Source organism: Cystobacter fuscus DSM 2262, assembly GCF_000335475.2.
In the GTDB taxonomy this organism is placed as follows: Bacteria; Myxococcota; Myxococcia; order Myxococcales; family Myxococcaceae; genus Cystobacter; species Cystobacter fuscus.
Genome location: NZ_ANAH02000006.1, coordinates 438,611 through 457,853 on the forward strand (window position 1 = coordinate 438,611; position 19,243 = coordinate 457,853).

Below are 19,243 nucleotides of genomic sequence, written 5' to 3' on the forward strand. Positions count from 1 at the left end.
GCGCCAGGACTGCTCGGCTCCAAGACACCGGGAGGCTACGGCTCCCAGTTCTTGCCCGTCATCAGGTTGTAGGCAGGATCCCGCTTGTCTTCCTGCTTCAGCCCCAGTTTCACTGGGTTGTAGACCACCCGCTCCGGCGTGGTGATGGTCTCGGTGACGACCACCTCATCCCGGAGGATCTGCGTGACCTTGCCGCCCGAGCGGCCCACCCGGCTGTTGCGGCGCACGATGTGGCCGCGACCCATCGGGTCCTCCACCATGGCCATCGGGTTGGCATCCCCCGTCACCACGGCCACCAGCTTGAGCTGGTCGATGTCCCACTGACAGAGCGCCTCGGTGCAGGCCGTCAACAGCTGCGCGCCCACGGGTGTATCCGCGGCCTTGATGTCCTCGACGGGGCTGCGGAACGGATCGCGCTTGCCCACCGGGTTGTAGTTGTAGACATACAACGGAGCGGCCACCGCGGGCTCCGCGGGTTTCTCCGGGGCTGGCTCTTCCTGCGCCGCCGGCCTGGCCGCCACTGGCGGGGGCGGCGGCTCTTCCTCGCCGCAACCCACCAGGGAGAGGGCCAGTGCCCCCGAAATGAACATGGAGTGGAACGTCTTCATCCTCTGGACCCCTTGTCGCCCCAATTCCAGGACCGATCAAGTTTCTGCGACGACATTGGTTTTCGGTGGGCCTCGCCTATTTGACGAAGCGGAAGGTCGTGGCCATGAACGAACTGCTGAGCACCACCTTTTCGTTCTTCACGCGGGCGCCCTCGAGCTTGATGTTGTTGACGTTCACGATGCGCCGCATGTTCGACACCTCCTGCAGGAACATGGCGATCTCGTGGTAGTTGCCACTCACCACCATGCGCACGGGGATGCGCGAGAAGAACTCGTCGCCCACCACCGACTCGGGACCCGGCTCCACGCGGGAGATCTCCAGCCCCGACTTCTTGCCGATGTCGTTGAGCTGCGCGAGCAGCTCCTCGACATCCTTGTTCTGGGGCAGCTCGGTGAGCGCCTCGGCGAGCTTCTGCTCCAGCACGTCCATCTCGCGCCGACGCTCGTTGAGGTTCTGGGCGATCTCACTCTTCTCCGCCAGATCCAGATCCAGCTTGCGCTGCTGCGCGCGCAACCCGACCGACTCGGTCTCCAGCGGCTCGATGACCAGGAAGTAGTTGGCGGCGGTCATGAGGACCACCAGTGCGGCCAGGCCACCGAACTTCACCGCGGGCTGCGCCTTCACGATTCTGTCGAGATACTTGTCCATCGCGATGCGTCCCTTCAGATGGCGTAGTTGGAGGAGAGGGAGATGTCGAATTCCACCGTGGGCACCTCACCCGGCTTGGCGGCCTGAGCCTGCTGCTGGGTGCTCCTGAGGTCCACGTTGGTGAAGAAGGGCTTGATGTCCCCCACCGGGAACTCCTCGATGGCGATCTCGGCCGACAGCAGCTCGACACGCGAGGTCTTCGCATCGCGGCGCTGCTCCACCAGGCGGCCAATGCCCTTGGGCGTCCACACCATGCCGTTGAGGTTGCGCATCAGCTCGGCCACGTCGTCATGGCTGACGGCGGAGCCCAGCAGGCTCACCGCGCCCCGCTCCTCGTTGAAGCTCTTGATCCAGGCCTTCTTCGGGATGGAATTGGCCAGCGCGTCCAGCATCCGCACGGGACCGGAGCGGCCGCGGCGCAGTTCGTCCAGCACCGCGAGCTTCTTCTCCACCTCGATCTTGCGAGCGTTGATGTGCTGCACCTCGCCGATCGTCTTGTCCAGGTCGGCGATGCGCTTGCGGGTCTGCGCGAGACCTTCCTTCTGCTTGACCACGACGCCGTCGCGGTCGGAGTACCAGAAGAAGTTGCCCGCGCCCGCGCCCAGCAGGACGAGCGCGAAGAGGGCCAGGATCTGCCGGCCCGCCTCCTGCTTGACTTTCTTGCGGACGGGCAAAAGGTTGATGCGAATCATCATGTGAGTCGGTCCTTCGGAAAGTGAGGGAGATCAGGCCAGCTTGTCGCCAGGACGCCGGAGAGCCAGACCCACGGCCACCGCGGCCATCGGCGCCACCTCCATGATGAAGGCGGGGTCGAACTTGCGGTTGTCCACGTCGATCTTCCGGAAGGGATTGAGGATCTCCACGGGCACGCCCACGCGCGTCTCGATCGTCTTGAACAGGGCCGGAATCTTGGCGGTCCCGCCCGACAGGTAGACCTTGGTGAAGTTGGCGTCCACGGCGGTGCCCGCGTAGAAGTCCAGCGAGCGCTGGATCTCACCGGCCACCTGCTCCGCCACGCTCAAGAGCACGCGCTCGACTTCCTGGGGGACGACCGCGTCCGCGTCGCTGCGGGTGCCGCCGATCTTCAGCGTCTCCGCCTCCTCGTAGGAGACGTTGAGCTGCTTCTGGATCTCCTCGGTGAACTGGTTGCCCCCGATGGTCACGTCGCGGGTGAACACCGTGATGCCGTTGGAGATGATGTTGATGTTCACCACCGAGGCGCCCGCGTTGATGAGCACCACGGTCTCCTTGTCGGGGATGTCGTAGTTGGCGGCGAACATGTTCTGGACGGCGAAGGCGTCCACGTCCACCACCACCGGCAGGAGCCCGGACTCGGACACCACCGTGGTGTAGTCGTTGATCATGTCCTTCTTGGCCGCCACGAGCAGCACGTCCATCTGACCGGTGGCGTCATTGCCCCCCGCGTCGAGGATCTGCGTGTCGATGTTCACGTCCTTGACGTCGAAGGGGATGTACTGCTCGGCCTCCCACTGGATGCTCTCCTCGAGCTCTTCCTGGCTCATGCGGGGCATCTGGATCTTCTTGATGATGACCGAGTGGCCCGACACGCCGATGGCGACGTCCTTGCTCTTGATCTTCAGCTCGGTGAGCAGCTCCTGCAGCGCCTGGACGATGGCGGTGGAGTTCATCAGGGCCCCATCCACGATGGCCTCGGGAGGCAGCGGCTTCATTCCGAAGCTCTGCAGCGCGTAGCTCACCTGGCCACGCTTGCGCTGCTCCTTGAGGAGAATCATCTTCACCGAGGTCGATCCGATATCCAGACCGAGAGCCAGCTTACCCTTCGCCATACAGTCGTCGCTCCGTGGAGGGGCCGCCAGGGTAGCATCGGCTGGCAAGCCCTCCTAAAAAGTGCTTCGTGACAGCCCGCCCAGCAGGCGGCCACCCTGTCCCCGGAAGTCCCACGGCGGTGCGCCCACGCCGCTCTGCGAGGGCCGATTTTCCGGCCTGGGACGCGTTTCGTCAAATCCCACCGGTCGCCGCCTCCTCCCTCTTGGGGCGGGCTGTCGACCACATGGGCGCCCGGAGTGCGCGGCGATACCGCGCTCCCGGCTTTTATACAGCGGGGCGCGACGGCCCCCGCCCCTCAGCGCACGCCGGTCACCAACACGTTCATGGGAACCGGAAGGATCGCGCTGAGCCAGGGACCCAGCAGCATCACCTCGAGTGCCGCGATCGACAGCCAGGGGCCAAAGGGAAGGTTGGTGGGGCCCGGCACCCAGTCGTCCTCCTCCTCGTCTTCCCCCCTTTCTCCCTCTTCACCCTTCTCTCCCTCTTCACGCGTTTCTCCCTCGGCCGCCCCATCCGCCCCCCGGACCGGTTCCGCCGTCGCGCCCTCGGGGCGGGCTTCTCCCTCGGGCGGTGGCGCGGGCGCCACGTCGGATGCTTCCGGGGAGGGCGAGTCGGTGCCAGGGGAAGGCTGCTCGGAGGGAGTGGGCGGCGACTCGGGCGAGGGAGCGGGTCCCGCCCGGCCGTGGAGGAGCAACATCACCGAGCCCACCACGGCCCCTTGGAGCGACGAGAGGAAGATGATGCCGAGCAGCGGCTTCCAGGTGAGGAAGGCGCCGATGAGCGCGAGCAGATCCTTGTCCCCCGCCCCCAGCGCCTCCTTCTTGAAGATCTTCTCGCCCAGCCACTCCATCGCCCAGAAGGCGAAGAAGCCCACCAACGCGCCGAGGATGGAGTCGCGCAGCCGCACCAGCCCCAGGGGAGCCGACAGCACCACGCCCGCGGCGATGCCCGGCCAGGTCAGCTCGTGCGGGAGGATCCAATGCTCCAGATCGATGAAGGACAGCGGCACCAGCACCAACACCAACACCAACGCGGAGACGAGCTCCGGGGTCCAGCCGAAGCGGCGCTGGCAGGCGAAGAAGAGCGCCCCGGTGAGCAGCTCGATCAAAGGATAGCGCCAGGAGATGGGCTGGCCGCACGAGCGGCAGCGCCCACGCAGCACGAGCCAGGAGAGCACCGGCACGTTGTCGAACCACGCCAGGGTGTGGCCGCACTTGGGACAGCGCGAGCGGGGCCGCACGATGCTCTCACCCGTGGGAACGCGGGCGATCACGACATTCAAGAAACTACCGAAGACCAGGCCCAGGACGACCACCCACGCCACGGCCATGCCTTCCACCCACTGAGCAGTCACTGTGTTCGCGTCCCTTCTTGTCGCGCCAACACCCCGAGCCACGCAGCATAGGATCCGGGCGACGCGCGGGGGCAGACGATTCCTGTCACTCGAGTGACAAAAATGGGCACCCGTTTTCCGGCTTCCGGCTCCCGTTGTCCGCTCATGCGCCTGGGGAGCGGCCTCGGCCCGCGTGTTTTGAGGCTGGCACTGATCATGCTATCCATTCGCTACGGCTTCGGCCGTCATCCCCCCTGCCGTTCCGAGAAAGAAACCCCATGAACCGTCTCTTCGTTCGCAAGAACCGCGGCTTCACGCTCATCGAGCTCATGATCGTGGTGGCCATCATCGGCATCCTCGCCGCCATCGCCATCCCGAACTTCATCAAGTTCCAGGCCCGCTCCAAGCAGGGTGAGGCCAAGGCCAACCTGAAGGCCTGGTTCACCTCGCAGCGCGCCTACCTGCAGGAGAAGGACAAGTACTCGGAGAACGTGCAGACGGTGGGCTTCTCGCCCGAGCGTGGCAACCGCTACGCCTACTACTTCGGCACCGCCGGCAAGACCTGCATCGTGCGTGATGCGAAGGGCGTGACCGACACCGCGAACGCCAACTGCATCACCGTGGACAGCGCGAAGTTCCAGGGCTCGGCCACGCCCAAGGAAGCTCCCCCGACGAGCCCGTCGTACACGGGCGCGGGCGCGAACCCGGGCATGCCCGGCCTCGGTGGCTGCACCACGGGCATCGGCTGCAACATCTCCGGTCTGGCCGCCGGTAACGTCGACAACGACTCCACGGGTATCGACACCTGGTGGATCTCGACCAAGGACACCTCCGCCATCGGCTCGGCCTGCGGCAACAACGACGAGACGGTGGCCGTCGCCGGTGCGCCCTACCTCTCCTACAACGACGTCGACTGCGACACCTGATGCGCGTCCGAGCACGGGACTGACCCGGCTCGGCCAGTGCTGACAGTGCCAAGGACATCTGGACATGCTCCAGGTGTCCTTTCTATTTTGACGTCCCTCGCCATGAAGTCGCGCCCCTTCCTTCTCCCTGTCGTGACGAGCCTGTGCGCGCTGCTCGCGCTCTTGCTGCTGGTGGACCCGCCGCGCAAGCCCCCGCGGGGTGCGCATCAAGAGGTGCTCCTGCCGCGGGAGGACGTACTGCGCGCGGTGGGGCGTGGCTACATCCAGCTGATCGCCGACTACCTCTGGATCCAACTCGTCCAGACCGCGGGCCGAGCCCGCACGGCCGAGGAGTACCGCGACCTCTACCCCTACGCGGACCTCATCACCGATCTGGATCCCCATTTCGACATGGTCTACAGGTTCGCCGCGGGGGCACTGCCCACCAACCTCGGACGCGAGACCTGGGTCAACACGGAGGAGTCCAGCCGGCTGCTGCGCAAGGGCCTGGAACTCTTCCCCGATGATCTCAAGATGAACATGTTGCTCGCCTACAACCTGAGCACCTTCGACAAGAACTATCGGGAAGCAGCCCAGGTGGCCGAGCGAGCCTCACGACTGCCGGGCGCGCCCGCCTACCTGTCCCAGCTGGCCACGCGGCTGTACGCCCAGGCGGGCTCGGTGGATGCCGGTCTCGCGCTGGCCCAGTCCCTGGTGGACTCGGCCGAGGACGAAGCCACGCGGCAGCTGTTCGAACAACGCATCCGGGACCTGGAGCTGGAAGCGGAGCTGCAGCGCGTGGACGCCGCCATCGCACGCTTCCGCGAGACGTTCGGCGCGACTCCTCCGGACGTCGACACCCTGTCCTGGCTGGGCTTCCTGCCCGAGCCCCCCCATGACCCCCAGGGAGGTGGCTTCTTCATCGGTTCCGATGGGCGCGCCTATTCGACGACCCAACAGCGACGCTTGGAGATCTTCACCCCCTTCAACCCCGGCCGCGGTTGAGCAGCGCCCGCGGAGCCCAGATGTCCATGGATGCGCCCATCCCCATCGAAATCCGAGAGCTGTCCAAGACGTACCGGCTCGGCTTCTTCATGAACCGGCAGGTCCGTGCCCTGCAGTCGCTCGACCTGAAGATCATGCCCGGTCAGGTGTATGGCCTGCTCGGTCCCAACGGAGCCGGCAAGTCCACCACCATCAAGATCCTGCTGAACCTGGTGCAGGCCAGCAGTGGAGAAGCACGGCTCTTCGGCCTGCCCCCCCAGGACCGGGAAGCCCGCCGCCGCGTGGGCTACGTGCCCGAGAACCCCGCGCCCTACGAGTACCTCACCGGACGCGAGTTCGTCACGCTGGCGGGCCGGCTGACGGGCATGAGCGGCAAGGAGTTGGATGCCCGGGTCGAGCAGGTGCTGGGCATGGTGCAGATGACCCGCGCCGCCTCCCTGCAGATCCGCCGCTACAGCAAGGGCATGGTGCAGCGCGTGGCGCTGGCCCAGGCGCTGGTGTCCAAGCCCTCGCTGCTCATCCTGGATGAGCCCACCTCGGGATTGGATCCCGTGGGCCGCCGGCAGATCCGCGACCTCATCCTCGAGGAGCGCCACCGGGGCACGACGGTGCTCTTCTGCACGCACATCATCCCGGACGTGGAGACGCTCTGCGACCGCGTGGCCGTGCTGGTCGGAGGTCGGCGCGTGCGCGAGGGCAGCGTGTCCGAGCTGGTGAGCTCACAGGCCACGCACATGGAGCTCACGGTGGAGGGAGTGCCGCTCGAGCGCATCCAGACGCTGGGCTTCGAGCTGGAGCGGGCGCAGACCCTGGAGCAGCGGGTGATCCTCCGCGTGCGCGACGTGGACAGCCAGCCCCTGCTCAAGCGGTTGCTCGAACTCAATGGGCGGGTCACCCAGCTACAACCCACCCGGTTCTCGTTGGAGGACCTGTTCCTGCGCGCCCTCGAGGAGGCACGCCAGGGCCCCGTGGGAGGAGAGATTTCATGATGGGTCCGTTCATCGCCCTCACGCTCAATGGCTTCCGGGAAGCCCGGCGCAACCGCGTCACGCTCATCGTGGCCCTCTTCGCGCTGAGCCTGCTGCTGTCCTCCTCGCTCGTGGTGGAGGTCACCGTCGGGGTGTTCGACCGGGTCCTCACCGACATGGGCCTGGGCTCGATGAGCCTGATGCTGGTGTTGCTCACCATCTTCCTGTCCAGTGGGCTCATCTCGCGGGAAATCGAGCGGCGCACCATCTTCCTCATGGTGTCCAAGCCCCTGTCGCGAGGCGCCTTCCTGGTGGGCCGGCTGTTCGGCAACATGCTCACCGTGACGGTGCTGCTGCTGGCCATGGCCGCGCTCTTCTTCCTGCTGATGGTCTTCTACGGCGTCCCCATCACCCCCGCGCACGTGGCGGCGGTGGGCATGCTGTGGTTCGAGCTCTGGGTGCTCAGCGGCGTGGGCTTCCTGATGTCCAGCTTCTCCCAACACCAGACGGTGTCCGCCTTCGTCACCGTGAGCCTCTACGCCGCGGGAAACCTGTCCTCGGACATCTACTCCCTGGCGCGCAAGTCCAAGAGCGACGCCCTCCAGGCGCTGGGCGAGGCCGTGTACTACGTGCTGCCCAACCTCGCCCGCTTCAACTACCGGCCCCAGGCGTCGTACGCCGCCGCCATCTCCTCCTCCCAGTTGCTGTCCGACATGGCCTATGGCGCGGCCTATACCGCCGTGCTGGTGTCGCTGGCCGTGCTGCTCTTCAACCGGCGCGACTTCCGCTGACACGCCCCGCTGCCCCCCCAGGGGGCGTGCCCGCCACGGACGAGCTCAGGCCTCGTCCTCCCGATCCGACAGCCCGTGCTTGGCCAGGCGGTAGCGGAAGGAGCGGAACGTCAAGCCGAGCAGGTCCGCCGCCCGCGTCTTCACCCCACCCGCCTGCGCCAGGGCAGCCACCAGGTAGTGCCGCTCGGCCTCATCGAGGTGACGCTCCAGGGAGAAACCCGCCCCGAGCGCCACCTCGGGCGTGGCGGCGGCCGCGGCCTGCACGGGCTCACCCCGGAGCGAGGGCGGCAGCGAGGCCAATGTCAGCACGTCCCCATCCGCCAGCGTCGCCGCGCGCTCGACGACGTTCTCCAGCTGGCGCACGTTGCCGGGGAAGGCATAGGCGGACAACACCGACAGGGCCTCGGGAGAGAAGCGCAGGCCCGGCCGCTCCAGCTCCCGGCGCTGCCGGGAGAGGAAGTGCTCCGCCAGCGGCGCGATGTCCTCGGGCCGCTCGCGCAGTGGCGGCAGCTCCAGGGTGATGACGTTGAGCCGGTAGAAGAGATCCTCCCGGAAACGGCCCGCCTTCACCTCGGCGTCCAGCCGCCGGTTGGTGGCCGCCAGGATGCGCGCATGGAAGGGAATCTCCGCCGAGCTGCCCACCGGCTTGACCTTGCGCTCCTGCAGCACGCGCAGGAGCTTCACCTGGGTGGCCGGCGGCACCTCGCCAATCTCATCGAGGAACACCGTCCCCTCGCCCGCGTGCACGAGCAGCCCGGGGCGATCCTGCGTGGCCCCGGTGAAGGCTCCCTTCACGTGGCCGAACAGCTCGCTCTCCAGCACCCCCTCGTTGAGCGCCGCGCAGTTGATGGGCAGGAAGGGCTGTCCCGCCCGGGGGCTCTTGAGGTGCAGGGCCTTGGCGATGAGCTCCTTGCCCGTCCCGCTCTCTCCATGGATGAGCACGGTGGAGCGCGTGGGCGCCACCTTGTCCACCATGCTCCACACCGCGCGCATCCGCTCGCCGCGGCCCACCGCCATCACTCCCACGCCGGGCACCAGGTGCTCGCGCAACGAGACGTTCTCCTGGCGCAGCGTGCGCTTCTCCAGCGCCTTCTGCACCAAGAGCAACAGCTCCTCGTTGTCGAAGGGCTTGCCGATGTAGTCGTACGCGCCCTCGCGCATGGCCTCCACCGCCGAGGCCGCGGTGCCAAAGGCGGTGATGACGATGACCTCGGGGGCGTCGCTCTGCGCCCGGGCGGCCCGCAGCACGTCCATGCCGCTCTGCGTGGCCCCCAGCTTCATGTCGGTGATGACCAGGTCCACCAGGGTGGACTCCAACACCTCGCGCGCCGCCCGCACGCCCTCCACGCACGTCACCCGGTAGCCCGAGCGCAACAGCAGGACCTCCAGGACCACGCGCATCGACCGCTCATCGTCCACCACCAGGATGTGCACGGCGCCGAACCCTCCTTCCCCGTCAGTCCCGAATGGGCAATTGGATGAGGAACCCAGTGCCCTCCTGGGGAGAGGAGGACACGCGGATGTTGCCACCATGTGCGCGCACGATGGAATGCGCCGTGGACAACCCCAGGCCGGTTCCTCCCTCCCGGGTGCTGAAAAAGGGCTCGAAAATGCGCGAGAGGTGTGCCGGGGGAATGCGGCCCCCCGAGTCCCAGATGAGCAGCTCCGCCCAGGAGTCCTCGGGCCGCAACGTCACGCGCACCACTCCCCCCTCCTCCGTCGCCTGGAAGGCATTGCGCAACAGGTTGATGAGCACCTGCCGGAGCTGATCCGCGTCCACCAGGATGCGCAGGGCAAGCAGCGCCGTCTCCACGCGCACCTGACGGGCGAGCGGATCCGCGCGCAACATGTCCACCGTCTCCGCCACCAACGCCCCCAGGTCCACCTCCTGCTTGAGCGGAGGCGGAGGGCGGGCGAAGCGCAGGAAGTCCTCCACCAGCTTGGAGAGCCGATCCGATTCGCGCAGGAGCACGTCCACGAGCCTCGCCGACACCGGATCCCCGGAGGGCTCCCGCACGAGCAACTGGGCCGAGCCGCGCATGGCGGCCAGGGGATTGCGGATTTCGTGCGCGAGCTGAGCGGCCAGGGTGCCCAGCGCGGCCAGCCTGTCGGCGCGCCGCAGATCCTCCTCCGTGCGGCGCAGCTCGGTCAGATCCTGGAAGACGATGAGCATGCCCTCGTTGCCGGTGTCGCCCAGGCCCGTCACCGTCAACCCGAGCGTGCGCACGCCCTCCCGCGTCTGCACGGACAGCTCCCGGCGGCGCACGTGGGCCTCCGCTCCGAGCGCACCCGGCAGGAGCGACTCCACGGGCATGCCCGCCACCACCGCCGCCTCGTCCAGTCCAAGGATGGCGCTGGCGGCGCGGTTGACGAAGGTGACGAGGCCCTGCGCATCACACGTGATGAGGCCCGAGGGCATGCAGGTGAGGATCTGCTGCTGCAGGGTGCCCAGCTTCTTGAGGTCCGCCTCGCGCGCGGACAGCCGCCCGCCCGTGGCCGAGAGCTGGCGAGACAGATAGCCCGCGAGCACCGCGATGAGCACGAGCGCGAGCAGGTTGCTGCCGATGAGGAAGGCGACCCGCTGGAGGCTCAAATCCCCCACGCCCGTGGGAGGCGCCAGCCAGCGCGAGCGCACCGCCACCAGCAGCAGCGAATAGGTGAGCGCGCTGGCGAGCGCGGCCAGCAGCGCGCCGCGACCATCCAGCAGGATGCTCGCGCCGATGACGGCCAGCAGGTACAGGAAGGTGAAGGGGCTGTCTCCCACGCCGGTGAGGAAGACGAGCACCGAGGCGATGAGCAGGTCGCCCACCACCTGCACCACCGCCGCCAGACGGTCCGCCCAGCCCCCCCGGAGCATGAGGCCGTAGACGAGCGTGAAGAGGTAGACGAGCCCGATGACCGCGAAGGACAGCATGTCGCCGTGGCTGGGCTCCTGCACGGGTTGCAGGAACACGCGGGCCGCGAAGGCCACGAGCGACAGACTGACGGCCACCGTGCGGAACACGGTGAGCCACGTCAGCCGGTTGCGCAGCGTGTGCGGCTGCGGCGAACCGGCCAACGACGAACGGCCGCTGCTACTTGACGGCACCGGCGATGGAGAAGATGGGCAGGTACATGGCGATGAGGAAGCCACCGACCACGCCACCCAGGAACACCATCATCAACGGTTCGATCATCGCCGTGAGGCCCGCGACCGCCGTGTCCACCTCGTCGTCGTAGAAGTCGGCGATCTTGTTGAGCATGGTGTCCATGGCGCCCGTGGCCTCACCCACGCCGATCATCTGCACCACCATGGGCGGGAACACCTTCGTCTCCAGCAGCGGTCCCGCGATGTTCTTGCCCTCGGCGATCTTCCCGCGCACGTAGAAGATGGCCTCTTCCACGGAGCGGTTGCCGGCCGTCTTGGCGGTGACGTCCAGCGCATCCAGGATGGGCACACCCGAGGAGATCATCGTGCCCAGCGTGCGGGTGAAGCGCGCCACCGCCACCTTGCGGATGACGGGCCCGACGATGGGGGCCAACAGGAACGCCTTGTCCAGCAGACGCCGCCCCTGGGGGTTGCGGTAGACGTAGCCGAAGAGGACCGAGAAGGCGGCCAGGCCGGCGAACACCCAGAGCAGGTAGTTCTGGCACCATTCGGACAGGTCCACCACGAACTGGGTGGGCGCGGGCAGCGCCTGACCGAAGTCCGCGAACATCTTCGCGAACACCGGCGTCACCTTGAGCATCAGCACCGCCGTCACCGCGATGGCCACCAACACGACGATGACCGGGTAGGTCATCGCGCTCTTGACCTTGCGCTTGAGCTTCTCGTTCTTCTCCCGGTAGTTGGCGAGCCGGTTGAGGATGTTGTCGAGGATACCGCCCACCTCGCCCGCGGCGCACAGCTGCACGAAGAGCTCGTCGAAGACCTTGGGGTGGTCCGCCAGGGCGTCGGCGAAGGTGGACCCCTGCTCCACCTTGTTCTTGATGGCGAACACGACCTTGCGGAAGGCCGGGTTGTCCATCTGCGTGCCGAGGATGTCGAGGCACTGCACGAGCGGCAGGCCGGCGTCGATCATCGTGGCGAACTGACGGGTGAAGATGAGGATGTCCTTGCCCGTGACCGCCGAACCGATGGTGATGTTCAGGTCGGAGTCGAGCAGGCCCTTGCGGCGCACCTTGACCGGATTGAGGCCGAGCGACTTCAGACGGGCATTGACGGCCTCGATGTCCGAGGCCTCCATCTCGCCCTTCTTGGTCTCGCCAGACTTGGTCTTGGCTTCCCAGAGGAACTGGGCCGTGTTCTTCGATTTTTGGGGAGTGGACTTGGTCGCCGTTGCAGCCATCAGGCCTCCGAGAGGGACAGCATCCTATCCCACCGGTTGGAATTCACGAATTAGCGCCCCGCGGGACCGGCGGGCCGCTGACCAGGCATGCCGGCGGCGGTGCTGCCCGAGAGGATGTTGCGCAGCTCGTCCGGATCCGAGGAACGGCCGAACGCCTCGTCCTGGCTGATGAGGCGCCGCGCCAGCAGCGCCGCCAGGGCCTGGTTGAAGGTCTGCATGCCGTACTTCGCCTGGCCCACCTGCATCGAGGAGTAGACCTGATGGATCTTGTCCTCGCGGATGAGGTTGCGGATGGCGGGGTTGGGAATCATGACCTCCAGCGCCAGCACGCGGCCCGGAGAGCCCGCCTTGGCGATGAGCGACTGGCTCATCACGCCTTCCAGCACGAACGACAGCTGGGCGCGCACCTGGGGCTGCTGGTAGGGAGGGAACACGTCCAGCACCCGGTTGATGGTCTGCACCGCGCTGTTGGTGTGCAGCGTGGCGTAGCAGGTGTGGCCCGTCTCGGCGATGACGAGCGCCGCCTCGATCGTCTCCAGGTCGCGCAGCTCGCCCACCAGCACCACGTCCGGATCCTGGCGCAGGATGTACTTGAGCGCCGTCTTGAAGCTGCGCGTGTCGGCGCCCACCTCGCGCTGGTTGACGAGGCAGTTCTTGTGCGGGTGCAGGTACTCGATCGGATCCTCGATCGTCATGATGTGCTCATGACGGTCGGTGTTGATCTTGTCGACCATCGACGCGAGCGTCGTGGACTTGCCCGAGCCGGTGGGACCCGTCACCAGGATGAGGCCGCGCGGGCGCTTGACGAGCTCGGCCACCACCGGGGGCAGACCCAGCTCCTGGAAGGTGAGGATCTTGAAGGGAATGGTGCGGAACGCCCCCGCCACCGCGCCACGCTGCATGTAGATGTTGGCGCGAAAGCGCGACAACCCCTTCACGCCGAAGGAGAGGTCCAGCTCGTTCTCCTCCTCGAACTTGTGCTTCTGGGCGTCGGTGAGGATGGAGTAGCAGAGCTGCTTGGTCTCCACCGGCGATAGCTGGGCCGTCTTGAGCGGCACCAGCTCGCCGTCCACGCGCAGTTGGGGCGGGGAGCCGGTGGTGATGTGGAGGTCGGAAGCGCCCTTCTCGACCATCGCCTTGAGCAGCTGATGCAGATTCACGAAGACCGTCCTTCGGAGGTTTTGGGTAGGGGATGAGGCGAGGTCAGAAGTTGTCCGGGGCCGTGTTGGCCACCACCTCTTCCAGCGTGGTGACGCCGTCCATCATCTTGGCCAGGGCCGACATGCGCAACGAGCTCATGCCCAGGCGGATGGCCTCCGCCTTGAGCTCGGCGGCCGAGGCGCCGTTGATGACCAGCTCCTTGAGGCCATCCCAGAAGGGCATGACCTCGTAGATGGCCACGCGGCCGCGGTAGCCACGGTCGTTGCAATCGCGGCAGCCGACCTTCTCGTACAGCGTGAAGTTGCCGAGCTTCTCCGCGGGCACGCCCGCGTTGAGCAGCGCCTGCTCGTCCACGTTCTCCGCGGGCTTCTTGCACGCGGGGCACAGGCGGCGCGCCAGACGCTGGGCGAGGATGAGGTTGAGCGAGGCCGTCACGAGGAAGGGCTCGATGCCCATGTTGAGCAGACGGCTCACCGTGCCCGGGGCGTCGTTGGTGTGCAGCGTGGAGAGCACCAGGTGGCCCGTGAGCGCCGCCTTCACCGCGATTTCACCCGTCTCGAAGTCGCGGATCTCACCGATCATGATGATGTCGGGATCCTGGCGGAGGAAGGAGCGCAGGGCCGCGGCGAAGTTCAGGCCGATGTCCTCGTGCATCTGCACCTGGTTGATGCCGCCGAAGTTGAACTCGACCGGGTCCTCGGCGGTGGCGATGTTGGTGTCCACCTGGTTGAGCGAGGCGAGCGCCGAGTAGAGCGTCGTCGTCTTGCCCGAGCCCGTGGGACCCGTGACGAGCACCATGCCGTAGGGCCGGTCGATGGCCTCCTTGAACCAGGCGAGCGGCTGCGGATCGAAGCCGAGCTTCGTCATGTCCAGCTGCAGGTTGCTCTTGTCGAGCAGACGGAGCACGACCTTCTCGCCGAAGAGCGTGGGGCACACGCTCACGCGGAAGTCCATCTCCTTGCCACCGCCGAGCTTGATCTTGATGCGGCCGTCCTGGGGCAGGCGGCGCTCGGAGATGTCCAGGTTCGCCATGATCTTCAGACGGCTGGTGATGGCGTTGCGCAGCTTCATCGGCGGGCGCATCACGTCATAGAGCGAGCCGTCGATGCGGAAGCGCACCCGGAAGTCCTTCTCGTAGGGCTCCACGTGGATGTCGGACGCGCGCTTCTTGATGGAGTCCTGGAGGATGAGGTTCACCAGCTTCACCACGGGCGCGTCGTCGGCCGCGCGGGCCATCTCCTCGACGTTGCCCTCCTCCTCCTCCTTGGCCACCTCGATGTCCTCGGCGAGCTCGTCGACGAGGGCGTTCATGTCCGGACCCTTCTCGGCGTAGTAGCGCTCGATGGCGTCGCGGATGGAGATCTCCGAGGCGACCACCGGCTCCACGTTGTAGCCGGTGAGGAACTTCAGGTCGTCCACGGCGTAGATGTTGGACGGATCGCACATGGCCACGATGAGCGAGGGGCCCGCGCGATTGACGGGGATCACCAGGTGCTTCTCGGCCACTTCCTTCGGCACGAGCTTGATGATCTCCGCGTCGATGTCGAAGTCCTTCAGGTTGATGGCCGGCACGCCGTACTGCTTGGAGAGGAAGTCGGTGAGCTTGGACTCCTCGATGGCTCCCGTCTTGATGAGCGCGGTGCCAATGCGCGTGCCGTTCTTCTGCTGCTCCTCCTGGGCCTTGCGCAGTTGCTGGACCGAGATCAGGTTCTCACGGACCAGCAGTTCACCAAGTCGACCGGACATTCAAAAAGCCTCGAGCGTGGGGATGACAATCGTGGCCACCGCCGTGGGAACGGCGGAAACCAAAAAGATGCGCGGGGTTACGGGCGCATGAGCCCCAAGATTAAAGAGAGGGAGACGCGAGCCTGTCAAGGCGCCGTCCCTGGCTCCCTCTCCGACCAAGCCATTGAAACCGCTTGGGAAACCTTCAGTCGGATGCCCGGGCGATCACCACCCGGGCGGCCTCGACGTCCCGCTTGATTTGTCCCACGAGTTCGGCCACGGAACCGAACCGGTGCTCCGGGCGCAGCCGCTCGAGGAACTCCACCCGCAGCTCGCGGCCATAGAGGTCCGCGCTGTAGTCGAGCAGATGCGCCTCGATCGTGACCTCGTTGATACCGAAGGTGGGCTTGACGCCGATGTTGGCCACGCCCGGCAGCCAGGGCGCCTGGAGGGCCTCGCGGAAGCGCACGCGGATGGCGTACACACCGGCGGCCGGCCGCAGCTCGTTCTGGGTGTCCACGTTGGCGGTGGGAAAGCCGATGCCCCGGCCGCGCCCCTGGCCCCGCACGACCGTGCCCTCCAAATCGAAGGGACGGCCGAGCAGGCGCTGCGCCGCGCCCACCCGGCCCTCGAGGATGTACTCGCGAACCTTGGAGGAGGAGGCCACGAGCCCATCCACCGTGACGGGCTCCACGCAGTGCACCTGGGCGCCCCGGGCCGCCGCGGCCTCACGCAGGGTGTCCACGCTGCCCCCGCGCGCCGCCCCGTAGGTGAAGTCATGGCCCACCACGAGGTGGCGCGCGCCCAGCACGTCCAGCAGCGAGGCCTCGAAGTCGCGCGGCGACAGGCGGGCGTAGTCGCGCGTGAAGGGCTGCACCACCGCCGCGTCCAGCCCGAACGACTCGAAGAGCTCCAGCTTGCGCGGCAAGAGGGTGATGAGCTTGGGCGCCATCTCCGGCTGGAGCACCTTGCCCGGATGCGGCTGGAACGTCAGCGCGGCGACGAGCGTGCCGTGGCGCCGCGCCTCCGCGAAGAGCGCCTGGTGGCCCAGGTGCACGCCATCGAAGTTGCCCAGCGCGAGCGCACAACCCGAGAGCTCGCGCGCCTCCGTCACCCCGTGGAAGACCTTCATGGAGCGCCCATATAGCGCCAAACCCGTCGCTTTGCCCTGGCCAGACCGCCCCGCCCCGTGCGAAGAGGCCCACAGCCTCCCGCATCCTTCATGGCCCGTCCTCCCCTGCTCCCCGACCCCGTGGGCCTGCATCTGGCCCGCCTCGATGCTCCCCCCGACTGGGACGCCGAGTTCGGCTTCGCCGGCCCCCTGGAACTGGAAATCGGCTCCGGCGCGGGCGGCCACGCCCTCGAGTACTGCCGCCGCAACCCCGGCACGCGCTTCGTCGCCTTCGAGTGGCGCAAGAAGTACGCGCGCGACACCCAGGACCGCGGCAACAAGCTGGGCCTGAAGAACCTGCGCGTACTCGAGGCGGATGCCCGCTCCATCGTGCCGCGCCTGTTCGCCGCCGGCTCGCTCGACGCCATCCACCTGCAGTTTCCCGACCCCTGGTGGAAGCGCGCCCACTTCAAGCGCGCCGTCGTCCAGCCCGACTTCGCCCGGCTGCTGCTCGACAAGCTCAAGCCCGGCGGCCTCTTCGACATGCGCACCGACGTGCAGGACCGCGCCGTCGCCATGCTCTCCATCCTCGAGGAGGCCGGCTTCGTCAACCCGCTGGGCCAGGGCGTCTTCCACCCCTACGATCCCGAGGAAGTCCCCTCCACGCGCGAGCGGCGCTACCTGACGAGCGGCGAGCCCGTCTACCGCGCCCGCCTGCGCAAGCCCGCCTGAGTGCCCTCCCGGGGGCACGCACGGCCGTGTCGTGCCGTGTGCGCGCGGGGCGCTTCACCCCGGCTGGAGGGAGGACGGCTTGGCATCCCCCCCTCGTTCGGGGAACAATCCCTTCCTCACGGCGGTCCGAAATACTCCGAGGCACGAACGGCAGCGACATGGCGGACAGCGCGAAGAAGACGGCAGAAGCGGCACGCCGGGCCCCTCCCCCCAACCCCCTGGCCGACCGCACCATCCTGATCGTCGACGATGACCCGGCCAACATCCAGCACGTGCGCGAGGGGCTCGCCGGCCCGGGCTACCGCTTCCGCGAGGCCCATGACGGCACCGAGGCCCTGCGCTCGCTGCGCGAGGCACGGCCGGACCTCATCATCATGGACGTGGAGATGCCGCGGCTGGGCGGCGTCGAGGTGTGCCGCATCATCAAGGCCAACGGCGGCGAGGGGGGCTTCGGCTTCATTCCCGTCATCCTCGTGACGGCGCGGCAGGCGGCCGGCAAGGTGGAGGGGCTGGAGCTGGGCGCGGACGACTACCTCGTCAAACCCTTCGACATGCTGGAGCTGTCCGCGCGCGTGAAGTCCATGCTGCGGCTCAAGGTGCTGCAGGACGCCCTGGTGGAGAAGAACCGGGAGCTGGACTCCAAGAACCAGGCGCTGGACCGGGCCAACAAGGAGCTCGACCAGAAGCGCGAGGAGCTGCTGCGGCTCACGCGCGTCGACGGACTCACCGGCCTGTACAACCGGCGCTACTTCGAGGAGCGCCTGAGCGAGGAGTTCGCACGCTCCGCGCGCTACCGCTCGCCCCTGTCACTGGTGATGATGGACATCGATCACTTCAAGCGGCTCAACGACACCTACGGCCACCCCTTCGGCGACCAGGTGCTGCGCGCGGTGGCGCAGGCGGTGCGCGGCCGGCTGCGCGAGGTGGACTTCGTGGCGCGCTACGGAGGCGAGGAGTTCATCGCCCTGCTGCCCGAGACCGGCCCCAAGGAGGCCCTGGGGGCGTGCGAGCGCATCCGCGAGGCCGTGGCCTCCGTGCGCCTGGAGTACCGGCCCCCGTCGGGAGACGCACTGGAAGTGCGCTGTACGGCCTCACTGGGCGTGGCCAGCGTGCCCTCCCCGACCCTGTTGGGCGCCGAGGATCTCAAGAAGCAGGCCGACACCTGCCTCTACGCCGCCAAGGCGGGCGGCCGTAATTGCGTTCGCCAGTACAAGGACACGCCACCCGAGTGACGCTGCCCCTTGGCGAGCGCGGCTCTTTGGCCTACATGACAAGACCATGCGCCTGTTTTTCGTGATCTCCCTGCTCCTGCTGTCCGTGCTGCCCCTCGGGGGCTGCAACCGGCCCAGCTACGAGACACCGGTGCGCGCCTACCAGACGTTCCTCCGGGCCGTGCAGCGGGGAGATGAGAAAACCGCCTACTCCGCCCTCTCACAACCTACCCAGGAGGCCCTCAAGCAGAAGGCCCAGACGGTGGCCAACGCCTCCGCGGGCGCGGTGAAGGCGGACCCCGTCGCCTTCTTCTTCGCGAATGTCGCACCTCCACCGGATGTTGCTGAAGTCACGCTCGCGGGCGAGACAGGCGACACGGCGCAGGTGAACGTGGTGTTCTCCCAGGTCCAGAGACAGGTCCGGATGGTCCGTGAGACGTCCGGATGGAAGATAGACCTTACGCAGTCCCTCCAGCAGCCGTGAGGACAGGGACCCCCCAGGTCTCTCACGCATCAGGTAGCCTACGAACGTGAACGATCGGAAGACACGGCGGGCCGTGCCCGCAGTCGAGGTCATCCGCCGCCCGGTGGCCAACCCCGGCACCGTCGCGCCCACCCCGACGCCCACGGCCTCGGTGACCCCCCGCCCCATCCCTCGGCCCACCGCGCCCACGCCGGCGTCCCCCACGCCCCCGGCGGGACCGTCCGTCAACGTGACGCCCCGGCCCATCCCCCGGCCCTCGCCCTCACCGAGTGCCCCCGTGGTCCCGACGCCCGCGGACCCGGAGCCGGCCACCGCCAGCGCCCCCCGGCCCAGCCCCACGCCCGTCGCGCCCCGGCCTGGCCCGACGCCCTCGTCCGTCGCGCCCCGGCCTGGCCCGACGCCCTCGTCCGTCGCGCCCCGGCC

At 67.6% G+C, this 19,243-nt stretch carries 18 protein-coding genes and 1 pseudogene; 8 read left to right on the plus strand and 11 right to left on the minus strand.

Features of this window, described 5'->3' with window-relative positions; translation table 11 throughout:
• Positions 1 to 35: 35 nt before the first annotated feature.
• From D187_RS12175 to D187_RS12195, 5 genes are all read right to left on the minus strand, one after another.
• Positions 36 to 608: a pilus assembly protein PilP gene (locus D187_RS12175; protein WP_002631852.1), complete on the minus strand. Its 573-nt coding sequence runs from the start codon at positions 606 to 608 to the stop codon at positions 36 to 38.
• A 76-nt stretch (positions 609 to 684) separates the two neighbouring features.
• Entirely contained in the window at positions 685 to 1,257 is a 573-nt protein-coding gene (locus tag D187_RS12180) for a type IV pilus inner membrane component PilO (RefSeq protein WP_002631851.1), read from the minus strand.
• 14 nt (positions 1,258 to 1,271) lie between these two features.
• Positions 1,272 to 1,952, minus strand: coding sequence for a PilN domain-containing protein (locus D187_RS12185; protein WP_002631850.1), 681 nt, complete (start codon positions 1,950 to 1,952; stop codon positions 1,272 to 1,274).
• Positions 1,953 to 1,982: 30 nt separating this feature from the next.
• On the minus strand, positions 1,983 to 3,065 hold the full coding sequence (gene pilM / locus D187_RS12190) for a type IV pilus assembly protein PilM (RefSeq protein WP_002631849.1): 1,083 nt from the start codon (positions 3,063 to 3,065) through the stop codon (positions 1,983 to 1,985).
• Between the two features lie 296 nt (positions 3,066 to 3,361).
• Positions 3,362 to 4,396 carry a prepilin peptidase gene (locus tag D187_RS12195; protein ID WP_002631848.1) on the minus strand — a complete coding sequence of 345 codons (1,035 nt, stop codon included), beginning with the start codon at positions 4,394 to 4,396 and terminating at the stop codon, positions 3,362 to 3,364.
• A gap of 281 nt (positions 4,397 to 4,677) precedes the next feature.
• Between D187_RS12195 and D187_RS12200 the strand changes: the two genes are divergently transcribed.
• From D187_RS12200 to D187_RS12215, 4 genes are all read left to right on the plus strand, one after another.
• Positions 4,678 to 5,325 carry a prepilin-type N-terminal cleavage/methylation domain-containing protein gene (locus D187_RS12200; RefSeq protein ID WP_020917969.1) on the plus strand — a complete coding sequence of 216 codons (648 nt, stop codon included), beginning with the start codon at positions 4,678 to 4,680 and terminating at the stop codon, positions 5,323 to 5,325.
• Between the two features lie 102 nt (positions 5,326 to 5,427).
• Positions 5,428 to 6,309 (plus strand): tetratricopeptide repeat protein, encoded by an 882-nt coding sequence (locus D187_RS12205; RefSeq protein ID WP_043429521.1) that lies wholly within the window; start codon positions 5,428 to 5,430, stop codon positions 6,307 to 6,309.
• 20 nt (positions 6,310 to 6,329) lie between these two features.
• Positions 6,330 to 7,298: an ABC transporter ATP-binding protein gene (locus D187_RS12210; RefSeq protein ID WP_002629213.1), complete on the plus strand. Its 969-nt coding sequence runs from the start codon at positions 6,330 to 6,332 to the stop codon at positions 7,296 to 7,298.
• Positions 7,295 to 8,068, plus strand: coding sequence for an ABC transporter permease (locus D187_RS12215; protein WP_002629214.1), 774 nt, complete (start codon positions 7,295 to 7,297; stop codon positions 8,066 to 8,068). Before D187_RS12210 ends, D187_RS12215 begins: the two co-directional genes overlap by 4 nt.
• Before the next feature lie 45 nt (positions 8,069 to 8,113).
• On the opposite strand, the gene D187_RS12220 is transcribed toward D187_RS12215, so the two are convergent.
• From D187_RS12220 to D187_RS12245, 6 genes are all read right to left on the minus strand, one after another.
• Positions 8,114 to 9,502 carry a sigma-54-dependent transcriptional regulator gene (locus tag D187_RS12220; protein ID WP_002629215.1) on the minus strand — a complete coding sequence of 463 codons (1,389 nt, stop codon included), beginning with the start codon at positions 9,500 to 9,502 and terminating at the stop codon, positions 8,114 to 8,116.
• 22 nt (positions 9,503 to 9,524) lie between these two features.
• Positions 9,525 to 11,126 (minus strand): two-component system sensor histidine kinase NtrB, encoded by a 1,602-nt coding sequence (locus tag D187_RS12225; protein ID WP_245591684.1) that lies wholly within the window; start codon positions 11,124 to 11,126, stop codon positions 9,525 to 9,527.
• Positions 11,127 to 11,142: 16 nt separating this feature from the next.
• Positions 11,143 to 12,396: a type IV pilus assembly protein PilC gene (gene pilC, locus D187_RS12230; protein WP_002629217.1), complete on the minus strand. Its 1,254-nt coding sequence runs from the start codon at positions 12,394 to 12,396 to the stop codon at positions 11,143 to 11,145.
• 50 nt (positions 12,397 to 12,446) lie between these two features.
• Entirely contained in the window at positions 12,447 to 13,556 is a 1,110-nt protein-coding gene (locus D187_RS12235) for a type IV pilus twitching motility protein PilT (RefSeq protein WP_002629218.1), read from the minus strand.
• Between the two features lie 43 nt (positions 13,557 to 13,599).
• Complete coding sequence (gene pilB, locus D187_RS12240; protein WP_002629219.1) at positions 13,600 to 15,303, minus strand: type IV-A pilus assembly ATPase PilB; 1,704 nt, start codon at positions 15,301 to 15,303, stop codon at positions 13,600 to 13,602.
• Positions 15,304 to 15,487: 184 nt separating this feature from the next.
• On the minus strand, positions 15,488 to 16,414 hold the full coding sequence (locus D187_RS12245; protein WP_002629220.1) for a bifunctional riboflavin kinase/FAD synthetase: 927 nt from the start codon (positions 16,412 to 16,414) through the stop codon (positions 15,488 to 15,490).
• 90 nt (positions 16,415 to 16,504) lie between these two features.
• Here D187_RS12245 and trmB point away from each other — a divergent pair, with 90 nt between their 5' ends.
• The 4 genes and pseudogenes from trmB to D187_RS55010 form a co-directional block, all read left to right on the plus strand.
• On the plus strand, positions 16,505 to 17,125 hold the full coding sequence (trmB, locus tag D187_RS12250) for a tRNA (guanosine(46)-N7)-methyltransferase TrmB (RefSeq protein WP_002629221.1): 621 nt from the start codon (positions 16,505 to 16,507) through the stop codon (positions 17,123 to 17,125).
• Between the two features lie 158 nt (positions 17,126 to 17,283).
• Positions 17,284 to 18,357 carry a diguanylate cyclase gene (locus D187_RS12255; protein ID WP_002629222.1) on the plus strand — a complete coding sequence of 358 codons (1,074 nt, stop codon included), beginning with the start codon at positions 17,284 to 17,286 and terminating at the stop codon, positions 18,355 to 18,357.
• Positions 18,358 to 18,403: 46 nt separating this feature from the next.
• The gene (locus D187_RS12260) at positions 18,404 to 18,820 is read left to right on the plus strand and encodes a hypothetical protein (RefSeq protein WP_002629223.1); all 417 of its coding nucleotides are present in this window, start codon (positions 18,404 to 18,406) and stop codon (positions 18,818 to 18,820) included.
• 73 nt (positions 18,821 to 18,893) lie between these two features.
• Positions 18,894 to 19,243 (plus strand): annotated as a pseudogene (locus D187_RS55010) (hypothetical protein); the annotation flags it as partial.